At 68.9% G+C, this 25,607-nt stretch carries 16 protein-coding genes and 4 pseudogenes; 14 read left to right on the forward strand and 6 right to left on the reverse strand.

What is annotated here, in order from left to right; translation table 11 throughout:
• On the reverse strand, window positions 1–1,944 hold the full coding sequence (locus R2APBS1_RS10695) for an acetyl-CoA hydrolase/transferase C-terminal domain-containing protein (protein ID WP_236127015.1): 1,944 nt from the start codon (window positions 1,942–1,944) through the stop codon (window positions 1–3).
• Window positions 1,945–2,010: 66 nt separating this feature from the next.
• On the opposite strand from R2APBS1_RS10695, the gene R2APBS1_RS10700 reads away from it, so the two are divergent.
• From R2APBS1_RS10700 to R2APBS1_RS10710, 3 genes are all read left to right on the forward strand, one after another.
• On the forward strand, window positions 2,011–3,477 hold the full coding sequence (locus R2APBS1_RS10700; protein ID WP_015447964.1) for a phospholipase D-like domain-containing protein: 1,467 nt from the start codon (window positions 2,011–2,013) through the stop codon (window positions 3,475–3,477).
• Window positions 3,478–3,573: 96 nt separating this feature from the next.
• Window positions 3,574–4,944 carry an exodeoxyribonuclease VII large subunit gene (gene xseA, locus R2APBS1_RS10705; protein ID WP_015447965.1) on the forward strand — a complete coding sequence of 457 codons (1,371 nt, stop codon included), beginning with the start codon at window positions 3,574–3,576 and terminating at the stop codon, window positions 4,942–4,944.
• Between the two features lie 138 nt (window positions 4,945–5,082).
• Window positions 5,083–6,513, forward strand: a complete 1,431-nt coding sequence (locus R2APBS1_RS10710; RefSeq protein ID WP_015447966.1) for an aldehyde dehydrogenase family protein — start codon at window positions 5,083–5,085, stop codon at window positions 6,511–6,513.
• A gap of 106 nt (window positions 6,514–6,619) precedes the next feature.
• On the opposite strand, the gene R2APBS1_RS10715 is transcribed toward R2APBS1_RS10710, so the two are convergent.
• Window positions 6,620–7,381, reverse strand: coding sequence for a YdcF family protein (locus R2APBS1_RS10715; RefSeq protein WP_015447967.1), 762 nt, complete (start codon window positions 7,379–7,381; stop codon window positions 6,620–6,622).
• Between the two features lie 109 nt (window positions 7,382–7,490).
• On the opposite strand from R2APBS1_RS10715, the gene R2APBS1_RS10720 reads away from it, so the two are divergent.
• The 4 genes and pseudogenes from R2APBS1_RS10720 (at window position 7,491) to R2APBS1_RS20550 (ending at window position 15,144) form a co-directional block, all read left to right on the forward strand.
• Window positions 7,491–8,930: a lipase family protein gene (locus tag R2APBS1_RS10720; RefSeq protein WP_015447968.1), complete on the forward strand. Its 1,440-nt coding sequence runs from the start codon at window positions 7,491–7,493 to the stop codon at window positions 8,928–8,930.
• 159 nt (window positions 8,931–9,089) lie between these two features.
• Window positions 9,090–12,512 (forward strand): trifunctional glycoside hydrolase family 18/polysaccharide deacetylase/glycosyltransferase family 2 protein, encoded by a 3,423-nt coding sequence (locus tag R2APBS1_RS10725; RefSeq protein ID WP_015447969.1) that lies wholly within the window; start codon window positions 9,090–9,092, stop codon window positions 12,510–12,512.
• A gap of 102 nt (window positions 12,513–12,614) precedes the next feature.
• A complete protein-coding gene (locus tag R2APBS1_RS10730) occupies window positions 12,615–14,363 on the forward strand; it encodes an Eco57I restriction-modification methylase domain-containing protein (protein ID WP_015447970.1) in 1,749 nt (582 codons plus the stop codon).
• A gap of 134 nt (window positions 14,364–14,497) precedes the next feature.
• Window positions 14,498–15,144 (forward strand): annotated as a pseudogene (locus R2APBS1_RS20550) (PaeR7I family type II restriction endonuclease).
• Window positions 15,145–15,218: 74 nt separating this feature from the next.
• On the opposite strand, the gene R2APBS1_RS10740 reads toward R2APBS1_RS20550, so the two are convergent.
• A complete protein-coding gene (locus tag R2APBS1_RS10740; RefSeq protein WP_015447971.1) occupies window positions 15,219–16,100 on the reverse strand; it encodes an EamA family transporter in 882 nt (293 codons plus the stop codon).
• A gap of 412 nt (window positions 16,101–16,512) precedes the next feature.
• Between R2APBS1_RS10740 and R2APBS1_RS10745 the strand changes: the two genes are divergently transcribed.
• A complete protein-coding gene (locus R2APBS1_RS10745; RefSeq protein ID WP_015447972.1) occupies window positions 16,513–19,242 on the forward strand; it encodes an Ig-like domain-containing protein in 2,730 nt (909 codons plus the stop codon).
• A gap of 104 nt (window positions 19,243–19,346) precedes the next feature.
• On the opposite strand, the gene R2APBS1_RS10750 is transcribed toward R2APBS1_RS10745, so the two are convergent.
• Window positions 19,347–19,820, reverse strand: a complete 474-nt coding sequence (locus tag R2APBS1_RS10750) for a YehS family protein (protein WP_015447973.1) — start codon at window positions 19,818–19,820, stop codon at window positions 19,347–19,349.
• 128 nt (window positions 19,821–19,948) lie between these two features.
• Between R2APBS1_RS10750 and R2APBS1_RS20435 the strand changes: the two genes are divergently transcribed.
• The 3 genes from R2APBS1_RS20435 (at window position 19,949) to R2APBS1_RS10760 (ending at window position 22,675) form a co-directional block, all read left to right on the forward strand.
• Entirely contained in the window at window positions 19,949–20,182 is a 234-nt protein-coding gene (locus R2APBS1_RS20435; protein ID WP_217154264.1) for a hypothetical protein, read from the forward strand.
• Complete coding sequence (locus R2APBS1_RS10755; RefSeq protein WP_015447975.1) at window positions 20,179–20,772, forward strand: IMPACT family protein; 594 nt, start codon at window positions 20,179–20,181, stop codon at window positions 20,770–20,772. The genes R2APBS1_RS20435 and R2APBS1_RS10755 overlap by 4 nt, the downstream gene beginning before the upstream one ends.
• 130 nt (window positions 20,773–20,902) lie before the next feature.
• Window positions 20,903–22,675 (forward strand): ABC transporter transmembrane domain-containing protein, encoded by a 1,773-nt coding sequence (locus R2APBS1_RS10760; protein ID WP_015447976.1) that lies wholly within the window; start codon window positions 20,903–20,905, stop codon window positions 22,673–22,675.
• 152 nt (window positions 22,676–22,827) lie between these two features.
• Here R2APBS1_RS10760 and R2APBS1_RS10765 read toward each other — a convergent pair.
• A pseudogene (locus R2APBS1_RS10765) lies at window positions 22,828–23,334 on the reverse strand (zinc-binding dehydrogenase); the annotation flags it as partial.
• Here R2APBS1_RS10765 and R2APBS1_RS20700 point away from each other — a divergent pair.
• Window positions 23,314–23,406: pseudogene (locus tag R2APBS1_RS20700) on the forward strand (LysR family transcriptional regulator); the annotation flags it as partial. The pseudogenes R2APBS1_RS10765 and R2APBS1_RS20700 overlap by 21 nt on opposite strands.
• Window positions 23,394–23,483, forward strand: a pseudogene (locus tag R2APBS1_RS20705) (LysR family transcriptional regulator); the annotation flags it as partial. The pseudogenes R2APBS1_RS20700 and R2APBS1_RS20705, both read left to right, overlap by 13 nt.
• A 79-nt stretch (window positions 23,484–23,562) precedes the next feature.
• On the opposite strand, the gene R2APBS1_RS10770 reads toward R2APBS1_RS20705, so the two are convergent.
• Window positions 23,563–24,765 (reverse strand): serine hydrolase domain-containing protein, encoded by a 1,203-nt coding sequence (locus tag R2APBS1_RS10770; protein ID WP_015447977.1) that lies wholly within the window; start codon window positions 24,763–24,765, stop codon window positions 23,563–23,565.
• Between the two features lie 278 nt (window positions 24,766–25,043).
• Here R2APBS1_RS10770 and R2APBS1_RS10775 point away from each other — a divergent pair, with 278 nt between their 5' ends.
• Window positions 25,044–25,544, forward strand: a complete 501-nt coding sequence (locus R2APBS1_RS10775; RefSeq protein ID WP_015447978.1) for a PepSY domain-containing protein — start codon at window positions 25,044–25,046, stop codon at window positions 25,542–25,544.
• Window positions 25,545–25,607: the final 63 nt, after the last annotated feature.

Consider the following 25,607-nt stretch of genomic DNA (forward strand, 5'->3'; position numbering starts at 1 on the left):
CTACCGTTGGCGGCGCAGGGCAGTCTGCAGCAGGCGTCGCTGCACGCGCCCAGGCCAGCTCGCCGGCGTGTCCAGGCCCATCCGTGCCAGCGCCTCGCTCTCGCCATCCACGACGTCGCCCGGGCGAATGACGGCACCCAGCAAGCGCCACCTGCCGCGCCAGTGGCCGCTGCAGGCTTTCAGCCATTCCAGTGCCGGCAACAGGCGCTGTTCGACCTCGGTGAAATCGCTGCCGAACGGAAACGCCGGCAGTACGCCCTCGTGCCGCAGCGGCGCCAACGCCTCGTGCAGATGCTCCGGGCGATGGCGACGCCAGGCTTCCGGCACCGCGAAATCCGCGGCCAGCTTGCCGTGCGCCTTCGCCTGCGCGCACAGCGCGTCGAGGAAGCGCGCATCGGCGATCGACAGCATCGCCTCGACGCACTCGCCATCGCTCTTGCCGCGCAGGTCGGCGATGCCGTACTCGGTGACGACGATGTCGCGCAGGTGGCGCGCAATGGTGGTCTGGCCGTAGTTCCAGCGGATGTTGCTCTCGATCCCGCCGCGGCCCTCGCGGGTGGCGCGCAGCAGCAGCGCCGAGCGTGCGTCAGGCAGCTCGTGCGCCATCGCCACGAAGTTGTACTGGCCGCCGACGCCGCTGACCACGGCGCCGTCCTCCAGCGTGTCGGAGACCGCCGCGCCGAGCACGGTCGCCATCATGCAGGTGTTGAAGAAACGCGCGCCGCGCCGCTGCAGCATCGCCAATGCCTGGTGGTCGCCGTACAGCTGGTTGACGTTGGAGACCGCGCACATGTCGATCGCGTCCGGATCGGCCGCTTCGGTGGCGGCCAGCCACGCGTACAGTTCGCGCGAACCGAGGAAGAACGCGCCGCGCAGATAGTGCCCGCCCGGCGTGGCCGGGTTCAGGCGACCTGCCGCCGCCGCGCGCTCCAGCGCCAGGTTGTCCCAGCTGCGCCGCTTCAGGATGCCGCCGCGTTGCAGGTGCATGAAGCCGTCCATCACCATCTCGCTGGCGCCGTACAAGCCGGCCTCGAACGGCGCCAGGCCGCCCTGCTGCTCCGCCAGCACCCGGGTGGCGCCGGCCGGATCCAGCGCCGCCAGCGCCTGGCGCCAGCGGGTGTTGTCGTGCTGACGCAACAGCAGCGCCTTGACCAGCGCGTCGGACAGCGCGCCGATGCCGATCTGCAGGCAACCGCCGTCCCTGACCAGCGCGCTGGCGTGCAGGCCCAGCGCGTACTCGGCCAGGCCCACCGGCGAGCGCGGCAGCGCAAACAGCGGCGGCGACGTGGGCGGACGCAGCTCCACGTCGAAGTACGCTTCGGCCACTTCGGCGTCGCCGCCCAGGTACGGCAGCTCCGGATGCACCACCGCCACGCACAGCGGCCGCGGCCGTCCGCTCGACTGCAGCCGGCGCAGCAGATCCAGGGTCAGGTCCGGATTGCACGACAGGCTGTAGTGCACGCCGTCCGGGCCCTCGCGCCGCGCCACCAGCTGCACCAGCAGGTTGATGTCCTGCAACGCGAGGTCGCGCGCCACGTGGGTGTAGTTCTGGCTGATGTAGCTGCGCTGGGCGCTGGCCGAACGCAGCAGCGCGCCGGACTGCAGGTAGAACTCGTGCACCTCGACGTTCGCCGGCAGCGCGTCGCGCGCCTGGTCCAGCGCGTAGTGCGGATCGACCGCGTCGGCGCCGAAGTGGCGCTCAAGGAAAGGCCCGAGGAAACGCTGCTCCAACCCCGGCGTCGGCTGCGGCCGGGTCAGCGACAGTGCAGTGTACAGGCGCATCGAGCGCCCAGCGTCGGCCGCGACCAGTCGATACAGCGCGTTGAGCAAGCCATGCGGCTTGCCCAGGCCCAGCGGCGCGGCGATGCGCAGGTGCGGGCCGAGTCCGTCCGCAAGATCGCGCGCGCAGGCATCGGTGTCGGCGTAGCGATGCTCGATTGACATGCGCGCGATCATGCCAGAAGCCCCACGACATCGGCGCACCGACAAGCCATCGCCTACACTCGAGCCATGCCCACGCCATTGATCCCCGCCACCCCGAGCCGCCTGCTGGCCGAACAGGCGCTGAGCCGCGCCGCCGGCGCACCGCTGCTCAATGGCAACGCGGTGGACCTGCTGATCGATGCCGCCGCCCATTACGAAGCCTGGCTGGCGGCCATCTGCGGTGCACGCCAGCGCGTGCTGCTGGAGAACTACATCATCCGCGACGACGAGGTCGGACGCGCCTTCCGCGATGCGCTGGTCGAACGCGCCCAGGCGGGCGTGTTCGTCGCCGTGGTGGTCGACTGGCTCGGCTGCCTCGGGCAGTCGCGCGGCGCGTTCTGGGCGCCGCTGCGCGCAGCCGGCGGCGAGGTGCGCGTGTTCAACCCGCTGCAACTGGGCCAGCCGCTGGGCTGGATCAGCCGCGACCATCGCAAGCTGCTGGTGGTGGACGGCGTGCTCGGCTTCCTGTCCGGCGTGTGCATCAGCGCGAAATGGCTGGGCGACCCGGCGCGCGGCGTGCCGCCCTGGCGCGACACCGGCGTGGCGCTGCGCGGCCCGGCGGTGGCCGAGCTGGAGGCTGCGTTCGCGCAGAGCTGGGGCGAGACCGGCGTCGCGCTGCGCCAGCTCCCGGCCGCGGCGGAGCCGGCCACGCCGGCCGGCGACGTGGCGCTGCGGCTGATCGCCACCCAGCCGTCCACCGCCGGCATGTACCGGCTCGACCAGATGATCGCCGCGATGGCGCGCAAGACGCTGTGGCTCACCGACGCCTACTTCGTGGGCCTGGCGCCGTACGTGCAGGCGCTGGTCGCCGCCGCACGCGACGGCGTGGATGTGCGTCTGCTGGTGCCCGGCAGCAGCGACATCCCGGTAGTGGCCGGCATGTCGCGCTCGGGCTACCGGCCGCTGCTGAAGGCCGGCATCCGCATGTTCGAGTGGAACGGCTCGATGCTGCACGCCAAGACCGCGGTGGCCGACGGCCAGTGGGCGCGGGTCGGTTCGTCCAACCTCAACATCGCCAGTTGGCTCGGCAACCGCGAACTCGACGTGGCGGTCGAGGACGCCGGCTTCGCCCGCCAGCTCGCCGCGCAATACGAGCGGGACCTGGACAATGCCACCGAGATCGTGCTGGCCTCGCGCCGGCACCGGCACGGCGGCGGCAGCCGCGAACGGGTGTGCCGCAGCGAGGTGCCGCCGCCGCGCGTGCGCCACGCCGGCGGCAGCTCCGGCCGTGCCGCCGCCGGCGCGCTGCGCATCGCCAATAGCGTCGGCGCCGTGCTCACCAACCGGCGCGTGCTCGGCGACACCGGCAGCGGGTCGCTGGTGATCGGCACCGTGGTACTCGCCGTGCTGGCGGTGGTCGCCTTCGTATGGCCGGCATGGATCGGCTGGCCGTTCGGCGCCATTGCCGCCTGGTTCGCGCTGAACCTGGGCATCCGCAGCTGGCGCGCGCGCAAGCGCCGCTGGCGCGAACTGCGCGACGCCGACGACGACTGAAGCCGGTTTGCCTCTTCAGGCGTTTCATGCGCTTCCCGCGTCAAGCGGATGTTTTCTCACAACTTGATACTGCCAGCATGCTAGGCTCACGCCCTTATGCCAGAGCCGTCCGACCACGCCGCACCGCGCCACGTCCTCACCCCCAGCTCGCTCAACCGGCTGGTGCGCGACCTGCTGGGAGATGCCTTGCCGCAAGTGTGGATCGAGGGCGAACTGTCGAACGTGGCCAAGCCGGCCTCGGGCCACCTGTACTTCACACTGAAGGACAGCGGCGCCCAGGTGCGTTGCGCGATGTTCAAGATGAAGGCGGCCGCGCTGCGCTTCCGCCCGGCCGACGGCATGCAGGTGCTGCTGCGCGCCAAGGTCGGTTTGTACGAACCGCGCGGCGAGTTCCAATTGGTCGCCGAATACATGGAGCCGGCCGGCGAAGGCGCTCTGCAGCGCGAGTTCGAGCAGCTCAAGGCGCGGCTCGACGCCGAGGGCCTGTTCGACCCGGCGCGCAAGCGCACCCTGCCCGCCTACGCGCGGCGCATCGGCGTGATCACCTCGGCCACCGGCGCCGCAGTGCGCGACGTGCTCAGCGTGCTGGCGCGGCGCTGGCCGCTGGCCGACGTCGACGTGCTGCCGGTGCCGGTGCAGGGCCGCGAAGCACCACCGGCGATCGTCGCCATGCTGAAGAAAGCCTCGGCCAGTGCGCGCTACGACGTACTGCTGCTGACCCGCGGTGGCGGCTCGCTGGAAGACCTGTGGGCGTTCAACGAGGAAGCCGTGGCGCGCGCGATCCACGCCAGTGCGGTGCCGGTGGTGAGCGCGGTGGGCCACGAGATCGACTTCAGCATCGCCGACTTCGTGGCCGACCTGCGCGCGCCCACGCCCTCGGCCGCCGCCGAACTGCTGGTACCCGACGCGGTGGCGGTCGGCCGCCACCTGCGGCAGCTGCAGCAGCGCCTGGCCACCTTGCTGCAACGCCGGCTGCAGGCGCAGTCGCAACGCGTCGACCATCTGCTGGCGCGCTTGCAGGCGCAACGCCCGCAGGCGCGCCTGCAACGCGACCGCGAACGGCTGCAGCACCTGCGCCTGCGCCTGGCCAGCGTGCTGCGCGAAGCGCAGCAGCAACGCCGCGCGCGCCTCGACCGCCTGCACGCACGCCTGCTGGCGCAACACCCGCGCACGCGACTGCCGCTGCTTACCCGCCGGCTGAACGAACAACAGCTGCGCCTGCACCGCGCGATCGCGCAAATCCTCGAACGCCGGCAGACCACGCTGCGCCACGCCGGCCACGCGCTGCACGCGGTCAGCCCGCTGGCCACGCTGGAACGCGGCTACGCCATCCTGTTCGACGCCGACGGCCAGGTGCTGCGTTCGGTGCAGGGTGTTGAGCCCGGCAACGCGCTGCGGGCGCGCTTGGTGGACGGGGAGCTGGGGTTGCGGGTGGAAGCGCGTGGGCCTGCGAAGTCACGCGGGTAAGTGCGCCTGACCCCGCTTTGATCGTTGGTCAGAATGAACGGGTCTAGCCCGTTAGCGCAATGATGGATGGCGGCAGCTCACGAGCCCTGAACGCCACGACGCCCTATGCTTGCCGGATCGCAGCCGCAGGCAAGCGCCATGTTGAACAAGAGCTACCCCTACTACCTCGCCAACCGCCCGCAGGCGTCGAAGACGATGCTAGAGGTGCGCGACAAGTACAGTGGCAGGCTGGCCACCCGAGTCGCCGTGCCCGATGCCAAGGCCGTCGAGAAGGCCATCGCCGCCGCAGTGAATGCCGCGAAGCCGATGCGCGAGTTCAAGCCGTGGGCGCGGCAGACGGTGCTGCAGTATTGCGCGGCGCGTTTCGCCGAGCGCCGCGACGAGCTGGCCGAGGCGTTGTGCATCGAGGCGGGCAAGCCGATCAAGGACGCCGCCGGCGAGGTGACGCGGCTGATCGAGACGTTCCGCATCGCCGCCGAGGAGGCAGTTCGGATCAACGGCGAGACGATCAACCTGGAACTTGCCAGCCGTCTGGACGGCTATCACGGCTACACCAGGCGCGTGCCGCTGGGGCCGGTGTCGTTCATCACGCCATTCAACTTTCCGCTGAATCTGGTAGCGCACAAGGTGGCGCCAGCGATCGCCGCCGGCTGTCCGTTCGTGCTGAAGCCGTCGGAGAAGACCCCGATCGGCGCGCTGATCATCGGCGAGGTGCTGGCCGAGACCGACCTGCCGAAGGGCGCGTTCTCGATCCTCACCCTGGATGGCGCGCACGCCGCACCGCTGGTGGAGGATCCGCGCTTCAAGCTGCTCTCGTTCACCGGCGGGCAGGTCGGCTGGGCGCTGAAGGCGCGCGCCGGGCACAAGAAGGTGACGCTGGAGCTGGGCGGCAACGCGGCGTGCATCGTCGACGCCGACCAGGACGGCAAGCTCGACCACGTCGTGCAGCGGCTGGTGTTCGGCGCGTTCTACCAGTCCGGCCAAAGCTGCATCGGCGTGCAGCGCATCTACGCGCATGCCGACATCTACGATGCGCTGAAGCGCAAGCTGGTCGCCGCCACGAAGAAGCTCAAGGCCGGCGACCCGAAAGACAGGAGCGTGTTCCTCGGCCCGATGATCGACGAGGCCGCCGCCGAGCGCCTGCACGGCTGGATCCTGGAGGCGAAGCAGGCCGGCGGCAGGATCCTCTGCGGCGGCAAGCGCCATGGCAACATGCTCGACGCCACCCTGATGGAAAACGTGCCCGCCGACGCCAAGGCGAATCGCATGGAGGCGTTCGGCCCGTTCGCCCTGCTCGCCCCGTTCCGGCGGTTCGACGAGGCGATCGCGATGGTCAACGATTCCGACTACGGCCTGCAGGCCGGCATCTTCACCGACAGCCTCGCCCACGCGATGCGCGCATGGAACGAACTGGAACAGGGCGGCGTGATCGTCAACGACATTCCCAGCTTCCGCGTGGACAACATGCCGTACGGCGGCGTGAAACTGTCCGGCCTGGGCCGCGAGGGCGTGCGCTACGCGATCGAGGACATGAGCGAGACCCGCCTGATGGTGATGCGCGAGTCCTGATTGCGGGAGCGTGCTGCATCCCCCCGCCCGCCGCGTCGTACCAGCCACGAAGGCGGGCAATGCCCGTCGATCCATCGCCCCAAAGAGCCGGCGGGCAGTGCCCGCCCTACAGCGCGCCAGGTTTCGTCGCCTGCACGTTCCAACCCATCGCGTCGTACACGTGGTAGCGCACGATGCCGGCGTATTCGTGCAGGGCCAGGTCGGCCATGGCGAAGTTGTGCGACAGCGGCAGCCAGGAACGCACGCCGTCGACGTGATCGGCCGGCACCGGCACGGCATGGATGCCGAAGTGGGCGAAGTACAGCATGCCGCGGCGCAGGTGGAAGCCGGACGACACCAGCAGCACGCGGTCGGCGCCGTACGCCTGCAGCAGCGGGCCGCTGAACTGCGCGTTCTGCCAGGTATTCATGCTGCGCGACTCCAGCAGCAGGTCGGCGGCATCCACGCCGAGCCGCTGCAGATCGCCGGCATAGACGATTGCCTCGGGCCGACCGAGTCCGCGCGCGTCGCCGCCACTCACCTCGATCCTGCACTCGCGCCCGGCCTGCCGGCATGCGCGGTACAGCTGTGCCGCCTTGCCGATGCGCCCGTAGGCGAACAGGCTGGGCTCGACCTCGCCGCTGCCGGCCACGCGCACGGTGCCGACGCCCAGCAACACGATCGCGTTGCGTTGGCCCCAGTCGATCGATGCGGTCGTCGCATGGCCCGATTGCAGCTGCGCCAGCAGCCAGCTCGGCACCGGCCCACAGCCGACCGCCAGCAGCAGGATCAGCGCCGATCCCAGCAGCACGCGGCTGCAGCGACGCCACTTCAGGCGCGACAGCACCACGGCCAGCGCGATCAGGATCAGCAGCACGTTCAGGGTCATGGGCAAGGCCGGTGGAGATGACGGGGCACGGGTGCCATTATGCCGATGCGCCGCGCGGGCACGAGCCGCTCGCGTTCGTCGGACCGGACCACTGCACCGGAGCTGAGCCATGACCACCCTCGTCTTCGTCCACGGCTGGAGCGTCACCAACACCTCCACCTACGGCCAGCTGCCACGGCAGCTGCAGCAGCAGGCGTCCGCCGCCGGCCTCACGCTGACCCTGGCCGACCTCTGGCTGTCCGAATACGTGAGCTTCGACGACGCGGTGACCATGCCCGACCTGGTGCGCGCGTTCGACCACGCCCTGCGCGACCTGCACCTGCTCGACGCCAGCTTCGCCTGCATCACCCATTCCACTGGCGGCCCGGTGGTACGCGAATGGCTGCGCGCGCAGCGCGACAAGCCGGCCACCTACAGCACGATCAAACTCAGCCACCTGGTGATGCTGGCGCCGGCGAACTTCGGCTCGGCGCTGGCGCAACTGGGCAAGGGCCTGCTCGGCCGGTTAAAGGCCTGGTTCGGCGGCGTGGAGCCGGGGCAGCGCATCCTCGACTGGCTGGAACTGGGCAGTGCCGCATCGCTGTCGCTCAACCTCGACTACATCCACAGCGACGACCCGGTGAAGCGCGGGCAATTCCTGTTCGTGCTGACCGGCGACCGCCCCGACCGCCAGCTGTACGACCACCTCAACAGCTACACCGGCGAGGACGGTTCTGACGGCGTGGTGCGCATCGCCGCCGCCAACCTCAACGCCCATCACGCCGTGCTGTCGCCGCAGGCCACCAGCGCCGGCGGCCTCGACATGCTGGCACTTACCCTCAGCCGCGGCCCGCGTTGCGCGTTCAAGCTGATCGCCGGCGCAGCCCATTCCGGCGACGAGCGCGGCATCATGGCCAGCGCCGCACCAGCCACCGTGCAGGCGATCCTGCGCTGCCTCGGGGTACGAAGCGCCGACGACTACGAGAGCCTGTGCGACGTTTTCGAGCGCGAGAACGCCGCGCGCGACGCCGACAAGGTGGAACTGGAGCCGGCCGGACCGTTCGCCCCGCGCGTGCACATCCACGACCCGCGCAGCCTGCTGATCGTGCGGCTCGCCGACGAAGCCGGCGAACCGCTGAGCGGCGCCGGTTTCCTGCTCACCGCAGGCAGCCAGGCCAGCCCCGACCTGCTGCCGGACGGTTTCCTGCTCGACCGCCAGGCCAACTCGAAGCAGCGCACCACCATCTCGCTGTTCCTCGATCACAGCCTGCTCGCCGGCGACGACCGCGTGGCCGACCCGCGCAACAGCCGCAAGACGCTGCGTGCCGCCGTCGCCAGCCACCGGCCCTACGGCGCCAGCGTGCAGCCGGTGGACCTTGCCGGCCTGGTCCACCATGCGCTAGCCCGAAGCGCCGCCGGCGACGACCTGTTCGCCCTGCTCGGCCCGCACCAGAGCACCGTGCTCGACGTGGTGCTGCCGCGCAAGATCCACGAAGGCGTGTTCCGGCTGACGCAGACGCTGACGCCGCAGGACTTCAGCAAGCCGGTGGCCGGACCGGTGATCGGCTGAACCGGCGAATGGGCAACGCCGGCTGACCGTCCTTGCCGGTCAGCCGCGTGGCAGGCTCCGCATCGGCGATACTGCGCATCCCGGCGCCGCGCCCAGCCAAGACGGCGCCGGGACCCACGCAGAGCCGCGCAACACAGCGTTCGCCGAACCGACCCCAGCATGCAAAAGAAACCGATCTTCTTCGACCCCACCGGCCGGCGGGCCAGCCATGTCTCGCGGCTGGCGCTGGCCGCCGCGGTGATCAGCACGCTGTTCGTGGTGGCCTGCGCGGCCAGCCTGTTCGTGTGGCCCAGCATGAGCGGCCTGCATATCGGCGAGCACAACCGTACCCGGCACGCGCTGGCCAACGTGAAGGCGGCGGCGCCCGAACTGCTGAAGCCGGCGGCGCGGCTGGCCGCCGAGGTCCGCGCCCGGCAGAAGCTGCTGCATCCGCCGCGCACCCACGCCGGCAAGACATCCGCGCACGTGCCGCCGCCGTCGCTGGACAAGCCGGCCGGCCGGCCGCTGGCGATCGGCTTCTACGTCAACTGGGACGAAAGCAGCTACCCCTCGCTGAAACGCGCCTTGCCCACGCTGGACTGGGTCATTCCCTCGTGGATGCATGTTTCCGGCCCGGACATGGCGCTGCACACCGACATCGATGCCAAGGCACTGAAGTTGATCCGCGCGCAGAAGCCGTCCACGCCGATCCTGCCGCTGCTGCAGAACATGGTGAACATGGCCTGGGACGGCCCCGGCCTGGCGCGCATGCTGGCCGACCCGGCGGTGCGCCATGCGCGCATCGCGCAGATCGTCGCCTTCCTCGACGCCAACCACTTCCAGGGCGTGACCATCGACTTCGAGGACGTGCCCGCCGCCTCGCAGAAGGACCTGAAGGCCTTCCTCAGCGAGCTCAACGACGCGTTCGATCCCCACGGCTGGGGCATCGTGCTGTCGGTGCCGTTCGACGACGCCGACTGGGATTACGCCGGCTACGCCGACATCGTGGATTTCGAACTGCTGATGGCCTACGACCAGCACTGGGCCGGCAAGGACCCCGGCAGCGTCGCCGCCCAGGATTGGTTCGAGGACACGCTCGACCAGCGCATGAAGGTGCTCGACCCCAACCAGGTGATCGTGGCGATCGGTAGCTACGGCTACGACTGGTCGCACGGGCAGAACGCCGAGGCGCTGACCTTCCAGGACGCGATGGACCGCGCCAGCGACGCGCAGGCGGTGATCACGTTCGACCCGGACACGCAGAACCCGACTTTCTCCTACGGCGAGGACGATGGCAGCACGCACCAGGTCTGGTTCCTCGACGGCGTCACCGCCTTCAACCAGATCCACGCCGCCGACGACTACCGGCCCTACGGCTACTCGCTGTGGCGGCTGGGTTCGGAGGACCCGTCGGTGTGGTCGGTACTGGGCCGCCCCTACGGCGCCGCCGCACCCGACGCGCTGCGCACGATCGGCCAGGGCGAGGACATCGACATCCAGGGCCAGGGCGAAGTGCTGGAGATCGCCGCGCAGCCGTCGCCCGGCGCGCGCAGCATCGAGATGGACAAGAACGACGGCAGCATCGACGACGAAAACTACAGCGCGCTGCCCAGTTCCTACGTGATCCGCCGCGCCGGCACGCTGCCGCACAAGATCGCGCTGACCTTCGACGACGGCCCGGACGCGCAGTGGACGCCGCAGATCCTCGACATCCTCAAGGCGAAGCACGTGCCGGCGACGTTCTTCATCATCGGCGCCAGCGCCGAGATGTCGCCGAAACTGGTGCAGCGCGAGGTGGCCGAAGGCCACGACGTCGGCAACCACACCTTCACCCACCCCAACCTCGGCGACACCCCGCCCGGCATCGTGTCGCTGGAGCTCAACGCCACCCAACGCCTGTTCGAGGCGCTCACCGGCCGCTCGATGCGGCTGTTCCGCGCACCCTACTTCGGCGACGCCGAGCCGACCACCGCCGACGAGCTAGTGCCGATCGGGATCGCCCAGAAGATGGGCTACATCTCGGTCGGTCTGCACGTCGACTCGGAGGACTGGCAACGCCCGGGCGTCGACAAGATCGTCGACAACGTGCTGGGCCAGGTCGCCGCCAGCAACTCCGAGCGCACCGGCCAGGTGGTGCTGCTGCACGACGCCGGCGGCGAGCGCTCGCAGACCATCGCGGCGCTGCCGCGCATCATCGACGGCCTGCGCGCGCGGGGCTACGACTTCGTCACCGTGTCTGAGCTGGCCGGGCTCACCCGCGAGCAGAGCATGCCGCCACTGCCGCCCGGCTCGCTGTCGCGCTGGGCCGACCGCTCGGTGTTCCTTGCGCTGGGCTGGTTCGGCCACCTGATCAACTGGCTGCTGACCACCACGATCGCGCTGGGCGTGGCCCGCCTGCTGCTACTCGGCGTGCTGGCGCTGGTCAACCGCTGGCAGGAGCGCCGGCGCGCGCCGCCGACCCTGCCGGACGATCCGCCGCTGGTCTCGGTGCTGATCCCCGCCTACAACGAGGCGAAGGTGATCGCCAGCTCGATCCGCCGCATCCTCAAGAGCCGCTACGCCAATCTCGAGGTGATCGTGGTCGACGACGGCTCCACCGACGGCACTTCCACAGTGGTGCGCGAGCACTACGCCGCCGAGCCGCGCGTGCGGCTGATCAGCATCCCCAACGGCGGCAAGGCGCACGCCGTCAACACCGCGCTGCGCGAATCGAACGGCACGGTGGTGGTGGCGCTGGACGCCGACACCCAGTTCGAGCCGCACACCATCTCGCGGCTGGTGCGCTGGTTCGCCGACCCTAAGGTCGGCGCCGTGGCCGGCAACGCCAAGGTCGGCAACCGCATCAACCTGATCACGCTGTGGCAGGCGCTGGAGTACATCACCGCGCAGAATCTCGAACGCCGCGCACTGGCCGCACTGGGCGCCATCACCGTGGTGCCGGGCGCCGTCGGCGCCTGGCGGCGCGAGGCGCTGGAGCGACTCGGCGGTTTCCCCGCCGACACCCTGGCCGAAGACCAGGACCTGACCATCGCGGTGCAGAAAGCCGGCTACCACACCCTGTTCGATGCCGAGGCGATCGCCTGGACCGAAGCGCCCGATACCGCCCGCGGCCTCGCCCGCCAGCGTTTCCGCTGGGCCTACGGCACCTTGCAATGCCTGTGGAAGCACCGCGACACCACCTTCAATCCGCGCTACGGCGCGCTCGGCATGGTGGCCTTGCCGCAGGTGTGGTTGTTCCAGATCCTGTTCTCGGTGGTGTCGCCGCTGGTCGACCTGGTGCTGGTCTGGCAGATCGTCAGCACCGGCATGGACTACCTGCAGCACCGCGCCCAGTTCGACGACACCAACCTGCTGCGCATGCTGGCGTTCTACGCCGCCTTCATGGCGGTCGACCTGGGCGCCTCGGCGCTCGCCTTCGTGATGGAGAAGAAGGAGAAATGGAGCCTGCTGTGGTGGCTGGTCCTGCAGCGCTTCGGCTACCGCCAGCTGATGTACTACGTGGTGGTGCGCTCGGTCTGGACCGCCATCAAGGGACCGTCGGTGGGCTGGGGCAAGCAGGAGCGCAAGGCGACGGTGAATACGCAGGATGGCAGCGGACACTGAAACCCTTGTCAATCAAGGGCTGGAACGGTATTCGTTGAAGGGGCGTGGATCGGCTGCCATTCACGCTGGACACCTCCTGGCCACCTCGGCACCATGGCATCCATGAATCTTTCGCTCGACCTCTTCGATCACGCCGCAAGAGCCCCTGAGATAGAGGCTGCCATCTCACACATGGCCCGGCACGATGAAACGGATCGCGGTGCCGTTTTCACCCGTCCGGAAGTGGTCGATGCCATCCTTGACCTTGCCGGCTACCGTTCGGATCGGCCATTGCATCGGCTGCGGTTGCTGGAGCCTTCGTTTGGAGCCGGCGACTTCTTGCTCCGTGTCGTGCATCGCCTGTGGTCGGCTTTCGTACGCGACGGTGGCACGCCGGCGACAGCCCCGGAAGAATTGCGCGATGCGATCATCGCCGTGGAACTGCATCAGGCCACATTCGACCTGACTGCCCAGCGGCTTGTCGCCCTGCTCCGGCAACAAGGCCTCAGCCCACGCGATGCGGATGCGCTGTGCGCGTCGTGGCTGATCCGCGACGACTTCCTGCTGGCGCCACTGAACGGACCATTCGACTTTGTCGTCGGCAATCCACCCTACGTCCGCCAGGAACGGATTCCCGCCGCACTGCTGAACGAATACCGGCGTCGTTTCCACACGCTCTACGACCGCGCCGACTTGTACGTGCCGTTTTTCGAACGCGCTCTCGACCTGCTTGGCGACGAGGGCGTGCTCGGCTATATCTGCGCCAATCGCTGGCTCAAGAACCGCTACGGCGGCCCGCTTCGCGAGAAGGTCACGAACGGCTACTGGCTGAAATATTTCATCGACATGGAAAGCACCGATGCCTTCCATTCGGAAGTCATCGCCTATCCCGCTATCACCATTTTCCAGCGCGCCGCCCCGGAATCCACCGGCCGACAGGCCACCCGCGCCGTTGCCGCCGGCGCTGCCACGTCACTGCCCGTGCTGGTCGATGCCCTGCTCGACGCTCACGGTTCCGAACACGTCGCGGAATTCAAGCTGGACAGCATGGGCCCTGCCCCGCTGCTGCTCGACGACATTCCCCGGCTCGTGCTGCTTCGTCGCATGGAGCACGAACTCCCGACGCTCGAGCAGGCCGGCTGCAAGGTCGGCATCGGCGTGGCGACCGGCTGCGATCGCGTGTTCATCGATGCCATGGACGCCCTGCCGGTCGAAGCAGAGCGCAAATTGCCGCTGGTCATGGCCCGCGACCTGGTGGACGGCAGTATCCGCTGGGGCGGCAAGGCAGTACTGAACCCGTTCGACGAAACGGGGCAACTGGTTCCGCTCGAATCCTTCCCGCGCTTCAAGCACTACCTCGACACGCATCGCGACAGCGTGGCAGGGCGCCACGTCGCACAGCGCAACCCCGGCGGCTGGTACCGGACGATCGACCGCATCCAGCCGGGCCTGCTGGAAACCCCGAAACTGCTGGTGCCGGACATCAAGGGCGAAGGTGTCTTCGTCATGGATGAAGGTCGCTATTACCCGCACCACAACCTCTACTTCATCACTTCAGGCGAGTGGGATCTGCGAGCGCTTCAAGCCGTACTCCGTTCATCGTTGACGTTGATGGTGGTGGCGACCTATTGCACACGCATGGCCGGGGGTTTCCTGCGATTCCAGGCGCAGTATCTGCGCAGGATCCGCCTTCCCCGTTGGCGCAACGTCGATGAGCGCATGCGCGACCGCCTGATCGCCGCAGCCGCGACGAAGGACCAGGACGAAGTCGACGCCCCCATATTCGAGCTGTACGGACTGAGCAGCGCGGAAGCGCTGCGGATGCGCCAGATCGCCGATGCCGCACGCGTGGGAAAAGGATCGCTCCAGTGACCATCAGTCTGCTTCCCCCATCGTTCGACGAACTCACCCGCCATGCGGTTCACGTTTTCTGGCATTCACGCAACAGCGGCTCCCTCAACGCGGAGCATGAGGGCGGTCGTGCGGCGGTCGTTGGCGGCAAGAACATGGACGGCTTCATCGAAGTCGTGCGTGCGGTCGTGACGCACTGCGGTCTGGCTGGCGATGCCGTGCACGTGCGCAAGTCGGCGGTGATACTTCCCGGCTTCTTTCGCGCCACCAAGAGCTGGACGTGCTGGTGGTTCACGAGAAGAGATTGCTCGGCGTATTCGAGTTCAAGTCGCAGGTCGGTTCTTTCGGAAACAACTTCAACAACCGAAGTGAAGAGGTCATCGGATCGGCAGCCGATCTTTGGGTGGCGCACCACCATGGCGCCTATGGCGGCCTGCCCAGAAGCCGGAGCGAAGTGCGCGAATACTCGTCGGCACTGTTGAACCCGGTGATCCAGTCGGATCCGCGCCCGCCATTTCTGGCGTGGCTGATGCTGCTTGAAGAATGCGATGCCTCCATGCGGTCCGTACGCTGCGACGAGCCGCACTTCCCCGTATTCGAGGAGTTCCGCGACGCCTCGTACGCCCGTAGGTATCAAATCCTTTGCGAACGACTGGTGGAACGCCAGCTCTACAGCGCGGCAGCGCTGGAGCTGACCCCTACCGGCAAGGACACGCACCGGGCACTGTCAAAGGCGACCAGCCTGCGCAACATGTTCTCGGAGTTTGCGGGGCGCATCCTCGCCGCCGTCCAAGGTGCGTAGCGCTGCTGCGGCAGTCGGCCAGTTCTCGCGCCACCACACCGGCATTTGCCAAAAGGAGCCGGCTGCAGCGGCACTCAGTTCGCCAGCGGCTCCGCCAACGCCGGCCGCTGCACGCTCAGCGCGGTACCTGCCGCCGCCACGATGATCGTCGCGATGGCCAGCCACTGCAGCAGGCTGAGCCGTTCGCCCAGCAGCGCCACGCCGGCGACCGCCGCGATGGCCGGCTCCAGGCTCAGCAAGGTGCTGAACGTGCGCGCCGGCAGGCGGGTCAGCGCCACCATCTCCAGCGAATACGGCAGCGCCGAGCTGAGCACGGCCACGCCGAGCGCATACGGCAGCAGCGCCGGCGACAACAGCGCGCTGCCTGCATGCGCGATGCCGAACGGGATCGCCAGCAGGGCACCGATCGAGGTGCCCAGCGTCACTGCGTCCGCGCCATGCGTGGCGCCCGCCTTCTTCCCCAGCACGATGTACAAGGCCCAGCCCGCGCCGGCCGCCAGCGCGTACATCACGCCCGCCGGATCGAGCGCATGCAGCTGCCCGCGCAACGGCAGCAACAGCGCCAGCCCGGCCACCACCAACGCGATCCAGACGAAGTCGAGCCACCGGCGCGAACCGAACAGCGCCAGCGCCAGCGGCCCGGTGAATTCCAGCGCCACCGCGATGCCCAGCGGGATCGTGCGCAGCGACAGGTAGAACACCAGGTTCATCGCCCCCATCGCGAGGCCGTAGCCCCACAACACGCGCCAGTCGCGCCGGCCAGCGTGGCGCCACGGCCGCCGCCACAGCAGCAGGAGCAGCGCGCTGAGCCCCAGCCGGTAGGCGGTGGCGCCTTGCGCGCCGACCAGCGGAAACAGGTGCTTGGCCAGCGACGCACCGCACTGGTACGAGACCATGCTGACCAGCAGCATGCCGACCGCGAGCGCGAGCGGAGCAACGGTGGAACGTGATGACATGCGTGCAGCCCCGGCGAAAGACCTTGTCCATGATGCTCGAAGACCCCGGTGAAACCCACCCCGCGGATCGTCTCGCCGTCGCCGTTGCCGATCGTGTCTGGCAGCAATGCGCGGCACGGCTCGCGGGTGATGCATGGAGGCCGGGATTGCCGCCGCCAGGCAGGCCCCCACACGTTGCATCAACCAGCCGCATCCGCATCCGCAAGGGAGCATTCCGGAAAACGGATGGGCACCCTCCCGCTCGAACGCCTCTCCGCAAAATCTTCGACCACCTCGTGGTGATTCTGAGCACCCGGTCAGAAACTGGTGCCCCGGCGGTCCCATGCTTGTCATCTGGCGCTGGGATAAATGGCGGGTCGAGACGATGGCCGGGGGGCTCTTGCTCGACCCACTCAACCGGGGACACTAATCAATGAACTGGAAAACCAGGATCGCTGGCGGCTTGCTGCTCGCCTGCGCAGTCGTTGCCGTTCCGGCATTCGCCGGCAGTCTGCCCGACCACGAGGAATTCGACGCCACGCTGCAAGTGCCGTTCCGCAGCGCCGGCGCGCGTCCCGTGACGATGCACTTCTCCTATCCAGGGGCGACGCCGGGAACACAGGTGGCGTGGGAGGTCGCCCTGCTCGGCCACGATGGCAGCGAGCTGCGTGCGTGGCAGGGACACAGCGCGCTCGGCACCGGCAGCACGCAGGCCAAGGTGCTCTGGGACGGGCTGGGCCGCAACGGCCAGGCCGTACCCAGCGGCTATGTCACGGTACGGCTGCGCGCCGTGGCGCTGGACGGCGCCACGGTCGCGCGCATCGGCAGCGGCCTGCCCGGCCAGGCGCTGACGCTGGCGCAACAGCGGGCACCGGAGCTGGTCGAGGAGCAACGCTACGACGTGCTGGTGGGCGCCGTCGCTGCACCCGTCATGCCGCACTTCCAGGCCCTGCGCCAGCACAACGGCACCACCACGGCCCTGTCGCCGATGTCGGCGACGAGCACCGGCGGCCTGCCGTACACCATCTACTTCGGCAACCTGCACAGCCAGACCAACCACAGCGACGGGGGCGGCGTGCTCTCCACTTGTGTCGGCGCGCAGAACCCGCAGAGCGGCGCCTATGGCCCGTCGGACGCCTACCAGTACGCCCTGAACGACGGCCTGGACATCCTGATGACGTCCGAGCACAACCACATGTACGACGGCTCGACCGGCACCAACACCTCGGCCAGCCCGACCACGGCGCACAACCTCTACCAGTCCGGCCTGCAGGCGGCCAGCACGTTCAACGCCGCGCACGCGAATTTCCTAGCGATCTACGGCCTGGAGTGGGGCGTCATCAGCAACGGCGGCCACCTCAACATCTTCAACACGCCGAGCCTGCTGGAGTGGGAATACAACAGCTCCAACCAGCTGATCGGCGACGTGTTCACTGCCAAGAGCGACTACGGCTCGCTGTACGCGCTGATGAAGGCGAACGGCTGGGTGGGGCAGTTCAACCATCCCGCCAGCACCGGCCAGTTCAACATCGGCGGCACGGATCTCGCCTACAGCGCCGACGGCGACACCGTGATGGCGCTGGCCGAGGTGCTCAACAGCTCGGCGTTCTCCACCAACACCACCGAGACCGAAACCAGCCGTACCAGCTACGAGGCGGCGTTCAACATCCTGCTCGCGCGCGGCTTCCACGTGGCGCCGAGCTCCGACCAGGACAACCACTGCGCCAACTGGGGAGCCAGCTACACCAACCGCACCGGCGTGCTGATTCCCAGCGGCACGGCGCTCAGCCTCGCCAGCTTCCTCGACGCGGTGCGCGCGCGCCGCACATACGCCACCGAGGACAAGACCGGCCAGATCGTGCTGACGGCGAACGGCCATGTGATGGGCGAGCGCTTCGGCAACAGCGGTCCGCTGACGCTTGCCGTCAACTACGCCAGCAGCGCCGGCCACACCGCACAGCGCGTGCAGGTTTTCGAAGGCGTGCCCGGCGGCAACGGCGCGGTGACCGCCACCTCGAGCACCGCCACCACCACCATCACGCCGGCCAACGGCGACCACTTCTACTACGCCAAGGTCACCCAGGAGGACGGCAAGCAGCTGTGGTCGGCGCCGGTATGGGTCACCCAGGGCGCGGGGGGCGGCGACACCACCCCGCCGACGGTGAGCGCGTCGGAGAGCGGCACTTCGGGCACCATCACGCTGTCGGCCAGCGCCAGCGACAACGTGGGCGTGACCAGGGTGGAGTTCTACGTGGACAACGCGCTGGTGGCCACGGACACCGCCACACCGTACACGGCCACGCTGGATTCCACCACGCTGGGCAACGGCACGCACAGCCTGGTGGCCAAGGCCTACGACGCGGCCGGCAACGTCGGCACCAGCAGCACGGTCAGCTTCAGCGTGTCCAACAGCACCGGTGTCGACACCACGCCGCCGACGGTGTCTGCGTCGGAGAGCGGCAACTCGGGCACCATCACCTTGTCGGCCAATGCCAGCGACAACGTGGGCGTGACCAAGGTGGAGTTCTATGTCGACAATGCGCTGAAGGCAACCTCGACCGCCGCGCCCTACCAGGCCACGCTGGATTCCACCACGCTGGCCAATGGCAGCCACAACCTGGTGGCCAAGGCCTATGACGCCGCCGGCAACATCGGCACCAGCAGCACGGTCAGCTTCAGCATTTCCAACGGCGGCACCGCCGCCGAGCTGGTGAAGAACAACAGCTTCGAGAACGGCACCACGCCGTGGACACAGACCAGCGGGGTCATCACCAACGCCAGCGGCGAAGCGGCCCATACCGGCAGCTACAAGGCCTGGCTGGACGGCTATGGCAGCGCGCACACGGACTACGTGCGCCAGCAGATCACCATCCCGGCGACGGCGACCAAGGCCACGCTGGACTTCTACATGCACATCGACACCGCCGAGACCACGACCAGCACGGCCTACGATAAGCTCAGCGCGCAGGTGATCACCTCGGCCGGCAAGTACGTGACGCTGGCAACCTGGTCGAACCTCAACGCGGCCAGTGGCTACGTCGAGCATGCCGTGGATCTGTCGGCCTACATCGGCCAGACCATCCAGATCAATTTCTACGGCGTGGAAGACAGTTCCAACCAGACCTCGTTCGTGATCGACGACGTCAGCGTGAAGGCGCAGTAAGCGGGCAGGCGGGAGTTCCGCGGCGAACTCCCGCCCTCCTCCGGCTCCGCTCGCACGCCCATCGGGTGGAAGGGCGTGACGGCAGGCGCACCTCCGCCAACCGCTCAGTCGTTGCCGCGCACCTTCATCGTCAGCCCCTTCAGGAAATTGCGCAGCAGCTGGTCGCCGCACAGCCTGAAGTTCTTGTGGTCGCTCTGGCGGAACAGCGCGCTGAGCTCCGGCTTGGAGATCGGGAAACCAGCGGCCTCGAGGAGCTCGTGCATGTCCACGTCCTTCAGCTCGAACGCCACGCGCAGCTTCTTCAGTACCACGTTGTTGGTGACGCGCTTTTCCGGCGGGCGCGGCGGCCGGCTCTCGTCCTTGCCGCGGCGGTGGAAGACCAGGCCGTCGAGGAACAGCGCCAGCACCTTGTTGCTGCACTCGGCGTAGCCGGGTTCGTCATCCTTCTTCAGGAACGCCTGCACGTCTTCCTTGCCGATCGGCGAGGCCGCATCCGCCAGGTGGATGATGTCCACCACCCTGCCGTCGCTGAGGTCGAGCATGTAGCGGATGGCGCGCAATACGTCGTTGTTGATCATGGGGTTCGGTCGGTCCTGCGGGGGACGCCATGCTACCGCACCGGCCCGGCGTACCCGGTGAAGCCGGCCGGCGGCCCGGCGCGCGCCTGCTACCCGCTGCCCGGCGATTTGCCTTAACCTCGCCACCCATGGATGCTGCGGCCACTCCCGATACGATGCCGATACAGGCCGACAACCTCGCCGCGCCACTTCCTGCCGCGCGGCATGCGCGGTCCGCTTTCCGCATGACCACCCCGCGGCCGCCGCAGGAGCCCGGCATGCCGGGCGAACGGCAGCCCGATGGGGCCGCGCCGGAACAGGCCCGCCCCGGCGCTGCCGTGGAACGCCGCAAGGCGCTGCGCGCGAAACCGCTCGAGCCATGAGCGGAACGCTGTCCACGCTGGCCCAGCCGTGCCGTCACCAGGAAGAGATCAGGAAGAGCCGCTTCCTCGCGCTGGCCGTACCGGTGGATTCGCCCGAGCAGGCGCTGGCGTTCGTGCGCGAGGCGGGCGACCCCACCGCCACGCACAACTGCTGGGCGTACCGCATCGGCCAGGACTACCGTTTCAACGACGACGGCGAACCCGGCGGCACCGCCGGCCGGCCGATCCTGCAGGCGATCGAGGGCCAGCAGATGGATCGCGTCGCGGTGCTGGTGACGCGCTGGTACGGCGGCATCAAGCTCGGCGCCGGCGGACTGGTGCGCGCCTACGGCGGCACCGCGGCGGAATGCCTGCGCCGCGCCGAGCGCGTGCCGATCGTGGCGATGGCGCGGCTGGGCCTGCGCTGCGATTTCGCCGAGCTGGCGCTGCTCAAGGCGCGCCTGAAAGACTTGCAGGCCGAGGTCGAACACGAAACGTTCGGTGCCGACGGCGTGGAACTGCAACTGTGCCTGCCGGACAGCCGGGTCGACGAAGCCCAACTGCGCGTCAGCGACATCAGCCGCGGACGCAGCACCGCGAAACGCCTGTAGGAGCGCGTCAGGGCCGGTTGAATACTTGAAAACCACGGCCGCGGATTGAATCGACGGCAACCCGCCCCACCTTAGAACGGATCGCCCGTGTGCGGGCCCGCGTCCATCTTCGATCCGCCGGTGAGAACCCATGAGCGACGCCCCTACCGACACGTCCCGCCCCGCCCACCGCATCGGCGCGCTGCGCGAACTGTGGCCGTTCCTGAAACCGCACCGCGCGCTGGCGCTCGGCTGGCTGCTGTTCCTGGCGCTGTCCTCCGGCGCCTCGCTGGTGCTGCCGATGGCGTTCCGCCACATCATCGACCAGGGCTTCGGCCACTCCAGCCAGGCGGTGATCAACCAGACCTTCATCGCCCTGTTCGGCGTGGCGCTGGTGCTGGCCTTCGCCACCGCCGCGCGCTACTTCTGCATCACCCTGCTGAGCGAGCGCGCGCTGGCTTCGCTGCGGCAGACGCTGTACGCGCACGTGATCCGCCTCGACGTGGGCTTCTTCGAGAAGAGCCGCGTGGGCGAGCTGCTGTCGCGGCTGAGCGCCGACACCGAGGTGGTGCAGGCGCTGATCGGCTCCGGCGTGTCGGTGGCGCTGCGCAGCGCGGTGATGCTGGTGGGCGCGGCGGTGGCGATGGTGTGGACCGCGCCGTCGCTGGCCGGCCTCACCGCGCTGGTGATTCCGGCGGTCATGCTGCCGATCCTGCTGTTCGGCCGCCGCGTGCAGAAGCTGTCGCGCGCCAGCCAGGACCGCCTCGCCGACGCCGCCGCGATCGCCAACGAAACCCTGAACGCCTCCACCGCAGTGAAGGCGTACGCGCGCGAGCAGATCGAGAGCACCCGCTACGGCAGCGCGATCGCCCGCGCGCTGGCCACCGCGCGCCGGCGCATCGGCATGCGCTCGCTGCTGACCATGGCGGTGATCGTGCTGGTGTTCGGCGCGATCACCCTGGTGCTGTGGGCCGGCGCACGCCATGTGCTGGCCGGCACCCTGGGCGCCGGCGTGCTGGGCCAGTTCGTGCTGTACGCGGTGTTCGCCGCCGGCTCGGTGGCCGGGCTGTCCGAGGTGTGGGGCGACGTGCTGCGCGCGGCCGGCGCGATGGAGCGCATCGGCGAACTGCTGGCCGAACGCGCCGACATCGTCGACCCCGCGCAGCCGCAGGTGCTGCCGCAACCGATGCGCGGCGAGCTGCGCTTCGACGGCGTGACCTTCCACTACCCCACGCGCCCCGACACGGCGGCGCTGCACGACTTCACCCTGACCGTCCGCCCCGGCGAGACGGTGGCCCTGGTCGGCCCGTCCGGCGCCGGCAAGAGCACGGTGTTCGCCCTGCTGCTGCGCTTCTACGACCCGCAGAGCGGCAGCATCCGCATCGACGGCATCGACCTGCGCGCCACCAGCCTGGCCGGCCTGCGCGGCGCGATCGCGCTGGTGCCGCAGGAAACCGTGATCTTCGCCGGCAGCGCCGCCGACAACATCCGCTTCGGCCGCCAGGATGCCGGCGACGACGAAGTGCGCGAGGCCGCCCGCGCCGCCGAGGCGCACGAGTTCATCAGCGCGCTGGACGGCGGCTATGGCGCCGAGCTGGGCGAGCGCGGCGTGCGCCTGTCCGGCGGCCAGCGCCAGCGCATCGCGATCGCCCGCGCGATCCTGCGCGACGCGCCGCTGTTGCTGCTGGACGAAGCCACCTCGTCACTCGATGCGCAATCGGAAGCGGCGATCCAGCAGGCGCTGGCGCGGCTGGAACAGGGCCGCACCACCCTGGTGATCGCCCACCGCCTCGCCACCGTGCAGCGCGCCGACCGCATCGTGGTGATGGACGGCGGCCGCATCGTGGCCCAGGGCACGCACGAGAGCCTGCTGGCCGAGGGCGGCCTGTACGCGGAGCTGGCGCGGCTGCAGTTCGTGGCCTGAGGCGGCCTTGCCCCTCCCCCTGCTTGCAGGGGGAGGTTGGGAGGGGGTGAAGCTTTTGACGGCAGCCTTGGTTTGACGAAGAGCGACCCCACCCCAACCCTCCCCTACTGCGCAGGGGAGGGAGAGAAGCCGCTCTGTCCCCGCAAGTGGGCTCAGCCGGCCAGCGTCGCGTTGTCGATCACGAAGCGGTACTTCACGTCGCTCTTCACCATGCGGTCGTAGGCCTCGTCGATCTTCTGCGCCGGGATCGTCTCGATGTCGGCAACGATGCCTTTCTCCGCGCAGAAATCCAGCATTTCCCGGGTCTCGGCGATGCCGCCGATCAGCGAGCCGGCGATGGCCCGGCGCTTGAAGATCAGGCTGGGGATGCTTGGCGACGGGTGCGGATGCTCCGGCACGCCGACCAGCACCAGGGTGCCGTCGCGCTTGAGCAACGCGGTATACGCATCCAGCGAGTGGCTGGCGGCGACGGTGTTGAGGATGAGGTCGAAGCTGCCGGCGTGCGCCTTCATCTCGCCGGCGTTGCGCGAAACCACCACCTCGTCCGCGGCCAGGTCCAGCGCGTCCTGGCGCTTGCTTTCCGAGGTGGTGAACGCCACCAGGTGCGCGCCCATCGCATGCGCGATCTTCACGCCCATGTGGCCGAGCGCCTCGATGCCGGCATCCGCCTCGGCGAGCAGGTGGCCCGGGACATGATCGCCGTGCCGATCGGCCCGCCGACTGGTGCCCGCCCTTCCCCGGCTACCACCTCTACTACCCGGGCCGGCGGCAACCGTCGCCGGCGTTTTCGCTGCTGGTGGAGGCGTTGCCGAAACGGGTCCGATATTTGATGCCGGCACGCCAGGCACTGGCCCTGACTCACATATCGGTTCGCAACGCAACGCGACTCAGTGCGTCGACGACTTCCGCTCCGCATCCACCGCCCGCTTGACGGCGGCCACGAACTCGCGCCGCGCGGCGACCAGCGCGTCGGACGTCGCATGCGGCCACGCACCGACCTGGGCGATCACCAGCTGGCGTGCGGGGTCGACGTAGACCATCTGGCCGAAGATGCCGATCGCGGCATAGCTGCCGTCGGTATCCGTCCACCACAGATAACCGTAGCCGCGGTCCGGATCATCGACGCTTTCCTGGCGACGCAGCGCGCCGTCGAGCCACGCCTTGGCGATCACCGGCGTGCCCGCGATGCGGCCGCCGTCGAGCATGAACTGCCCCAGCCGCGCGTAGTCGCCCAGCGTCGCCGACAGGCCGCTGCCGCCGGTGTCGCTGCCATCGCATTCGTCCTTGATCCAGTACGCATCGGCGGCCATGCCGTACGGCTGCCAGATCGTCTGCGACAGGTAGGCGGCCAGCGAGCGGTGCGTGGCCCGCTGCACCAGGATGCCGAGCAGGTCGGTTTCCGCAGTGTTGTAGTTCCAGTGCGTGCCGGCGGGCCACTGCCGCGGCTGTTTCTTCAGGTACGACAGCACGTGCGCCTGGCCGTCGATGCAGGCGTGCATGTACATCTGCGCCACGTCCGACTTCGCATCGGCATAGTCCTCGTTCCAGTGCACACCGGAGGTCATCGTCAGCAACTGCTGCACGGTGACCTCCGCATAGGCGCTGCCGCGCAGCTCCGGGATGTAGCTGCCCAGCGTGTCGTCCATGCTGCGGATATAGCCCTGCTGCAGGGCGACCCCGAGCAAGGTGGAGGTGACCGACTTGGCGACCGAGAACGACGTCCAGCGCTGCGCCGGCCCGAAGCCCAGCGCGTAGCGCTGCAGGCGCACGCGGCCGTGCTGCAGCACCATCACGCCGGCGAGGTGGTGCTGGTCCATGTAGCCGGCCAGCAGCCCCGACGCACCCTGCCCGCCCAGCAGCAGCGGCTTGCCCTGCGGCAGCGCGTGAACCTGCGTGCCGTGCGCGGCGCGGTCGCTGGGAAACCGTTCGTACATCCGCCGGAACTGTGCCTCGCGCTGCGCCTGCGGCCAGAACAGCACGCCCTCGCGTTGCTGGCCGATGGTCTGTGTGCTCTGCTCGCTGGCTATCGATGGCAGCGCGATGAACAAGCACAGGGTGGTAAGCAGGCGGATGCAGAGAGTTGGACACATGGCAGTGTTTACCGAATCGGCAGCGAAACCGCCATTTTACCGACTTGTGCCAACGTCGACCGCTGCAGGAAGTGCCGATTCGCGCGCGGCCGGGACTGGGCACGCCGGCGCGCACTCAGTGCGCTCCGGCCAGGGTCTCGGGTTCGGGCGCGCGCCTTCACGCCTTCGTCCCGGGCACGGTGGTCCCATTGGTTTCCCACGAGTCGGCGTTGGGTGTCAGCCGCCGGGTCACGCCGGCTCTGGCGACGCATGCCGTGTCCAACCAGAAGGAGTCCCCCATGATCAAGCGCGTACTTCCCCTACTGCTCGGACTGTCGCTTTGCAGTGTGGCCTTCGCACAGGATCTGCCTGCCGCTGCACAGTCGACGACAACGACTACCCAGACCACTACGATTTCCAGCTGGACCTCCCAACCGCCGACCGGCGCGTTGAGCGAGGAGGCCATCAAGGCCGCGATCGCCAACGCCGGCTACAAGGAGGTCAAGGGCCTGAAGTTCAAGGACGGCGTGTGGCGCAGCAAGGCCCGCGGCGGCAACAAGCAGTGGGCCGAGCTTGCGGTGGGGCCGGTGAGCGGCAAGGTCTACGTCAGCGGTGCGCCGTCCAAACTCAACGAGGACGAGGTCAAGGCGAAACTGGCCGCCGCCGGCTACGAAAACGTCCATGACGTGGAGTACGAGCACGGCCTGTGGAGCGCCGAGGCCAGGACCCGGGGCGGCGCCGACGTCGAGCTGCTGGTCGATCCGGACGATGGCAGCGTAGTGGCCAAGTCGCACGATTGATGCGCTGGGGTTGCGATGATTGCGGAAGCCCGGTGCGTTGCGCACCAGGCTTCTCATCATTGC

It is taken from the genome of Rhodanobacter denitrificans (genome assembly GCF_000230695.2).
In the GTDB taxonomy this organism is placed as follows: Bacteria; Pseudomonadota; Gammaproteobacteria; order Xanthomonadales; family Rhodanobacteraceae; genus Rhodanobacter; species Rhodanobacter denitrificans.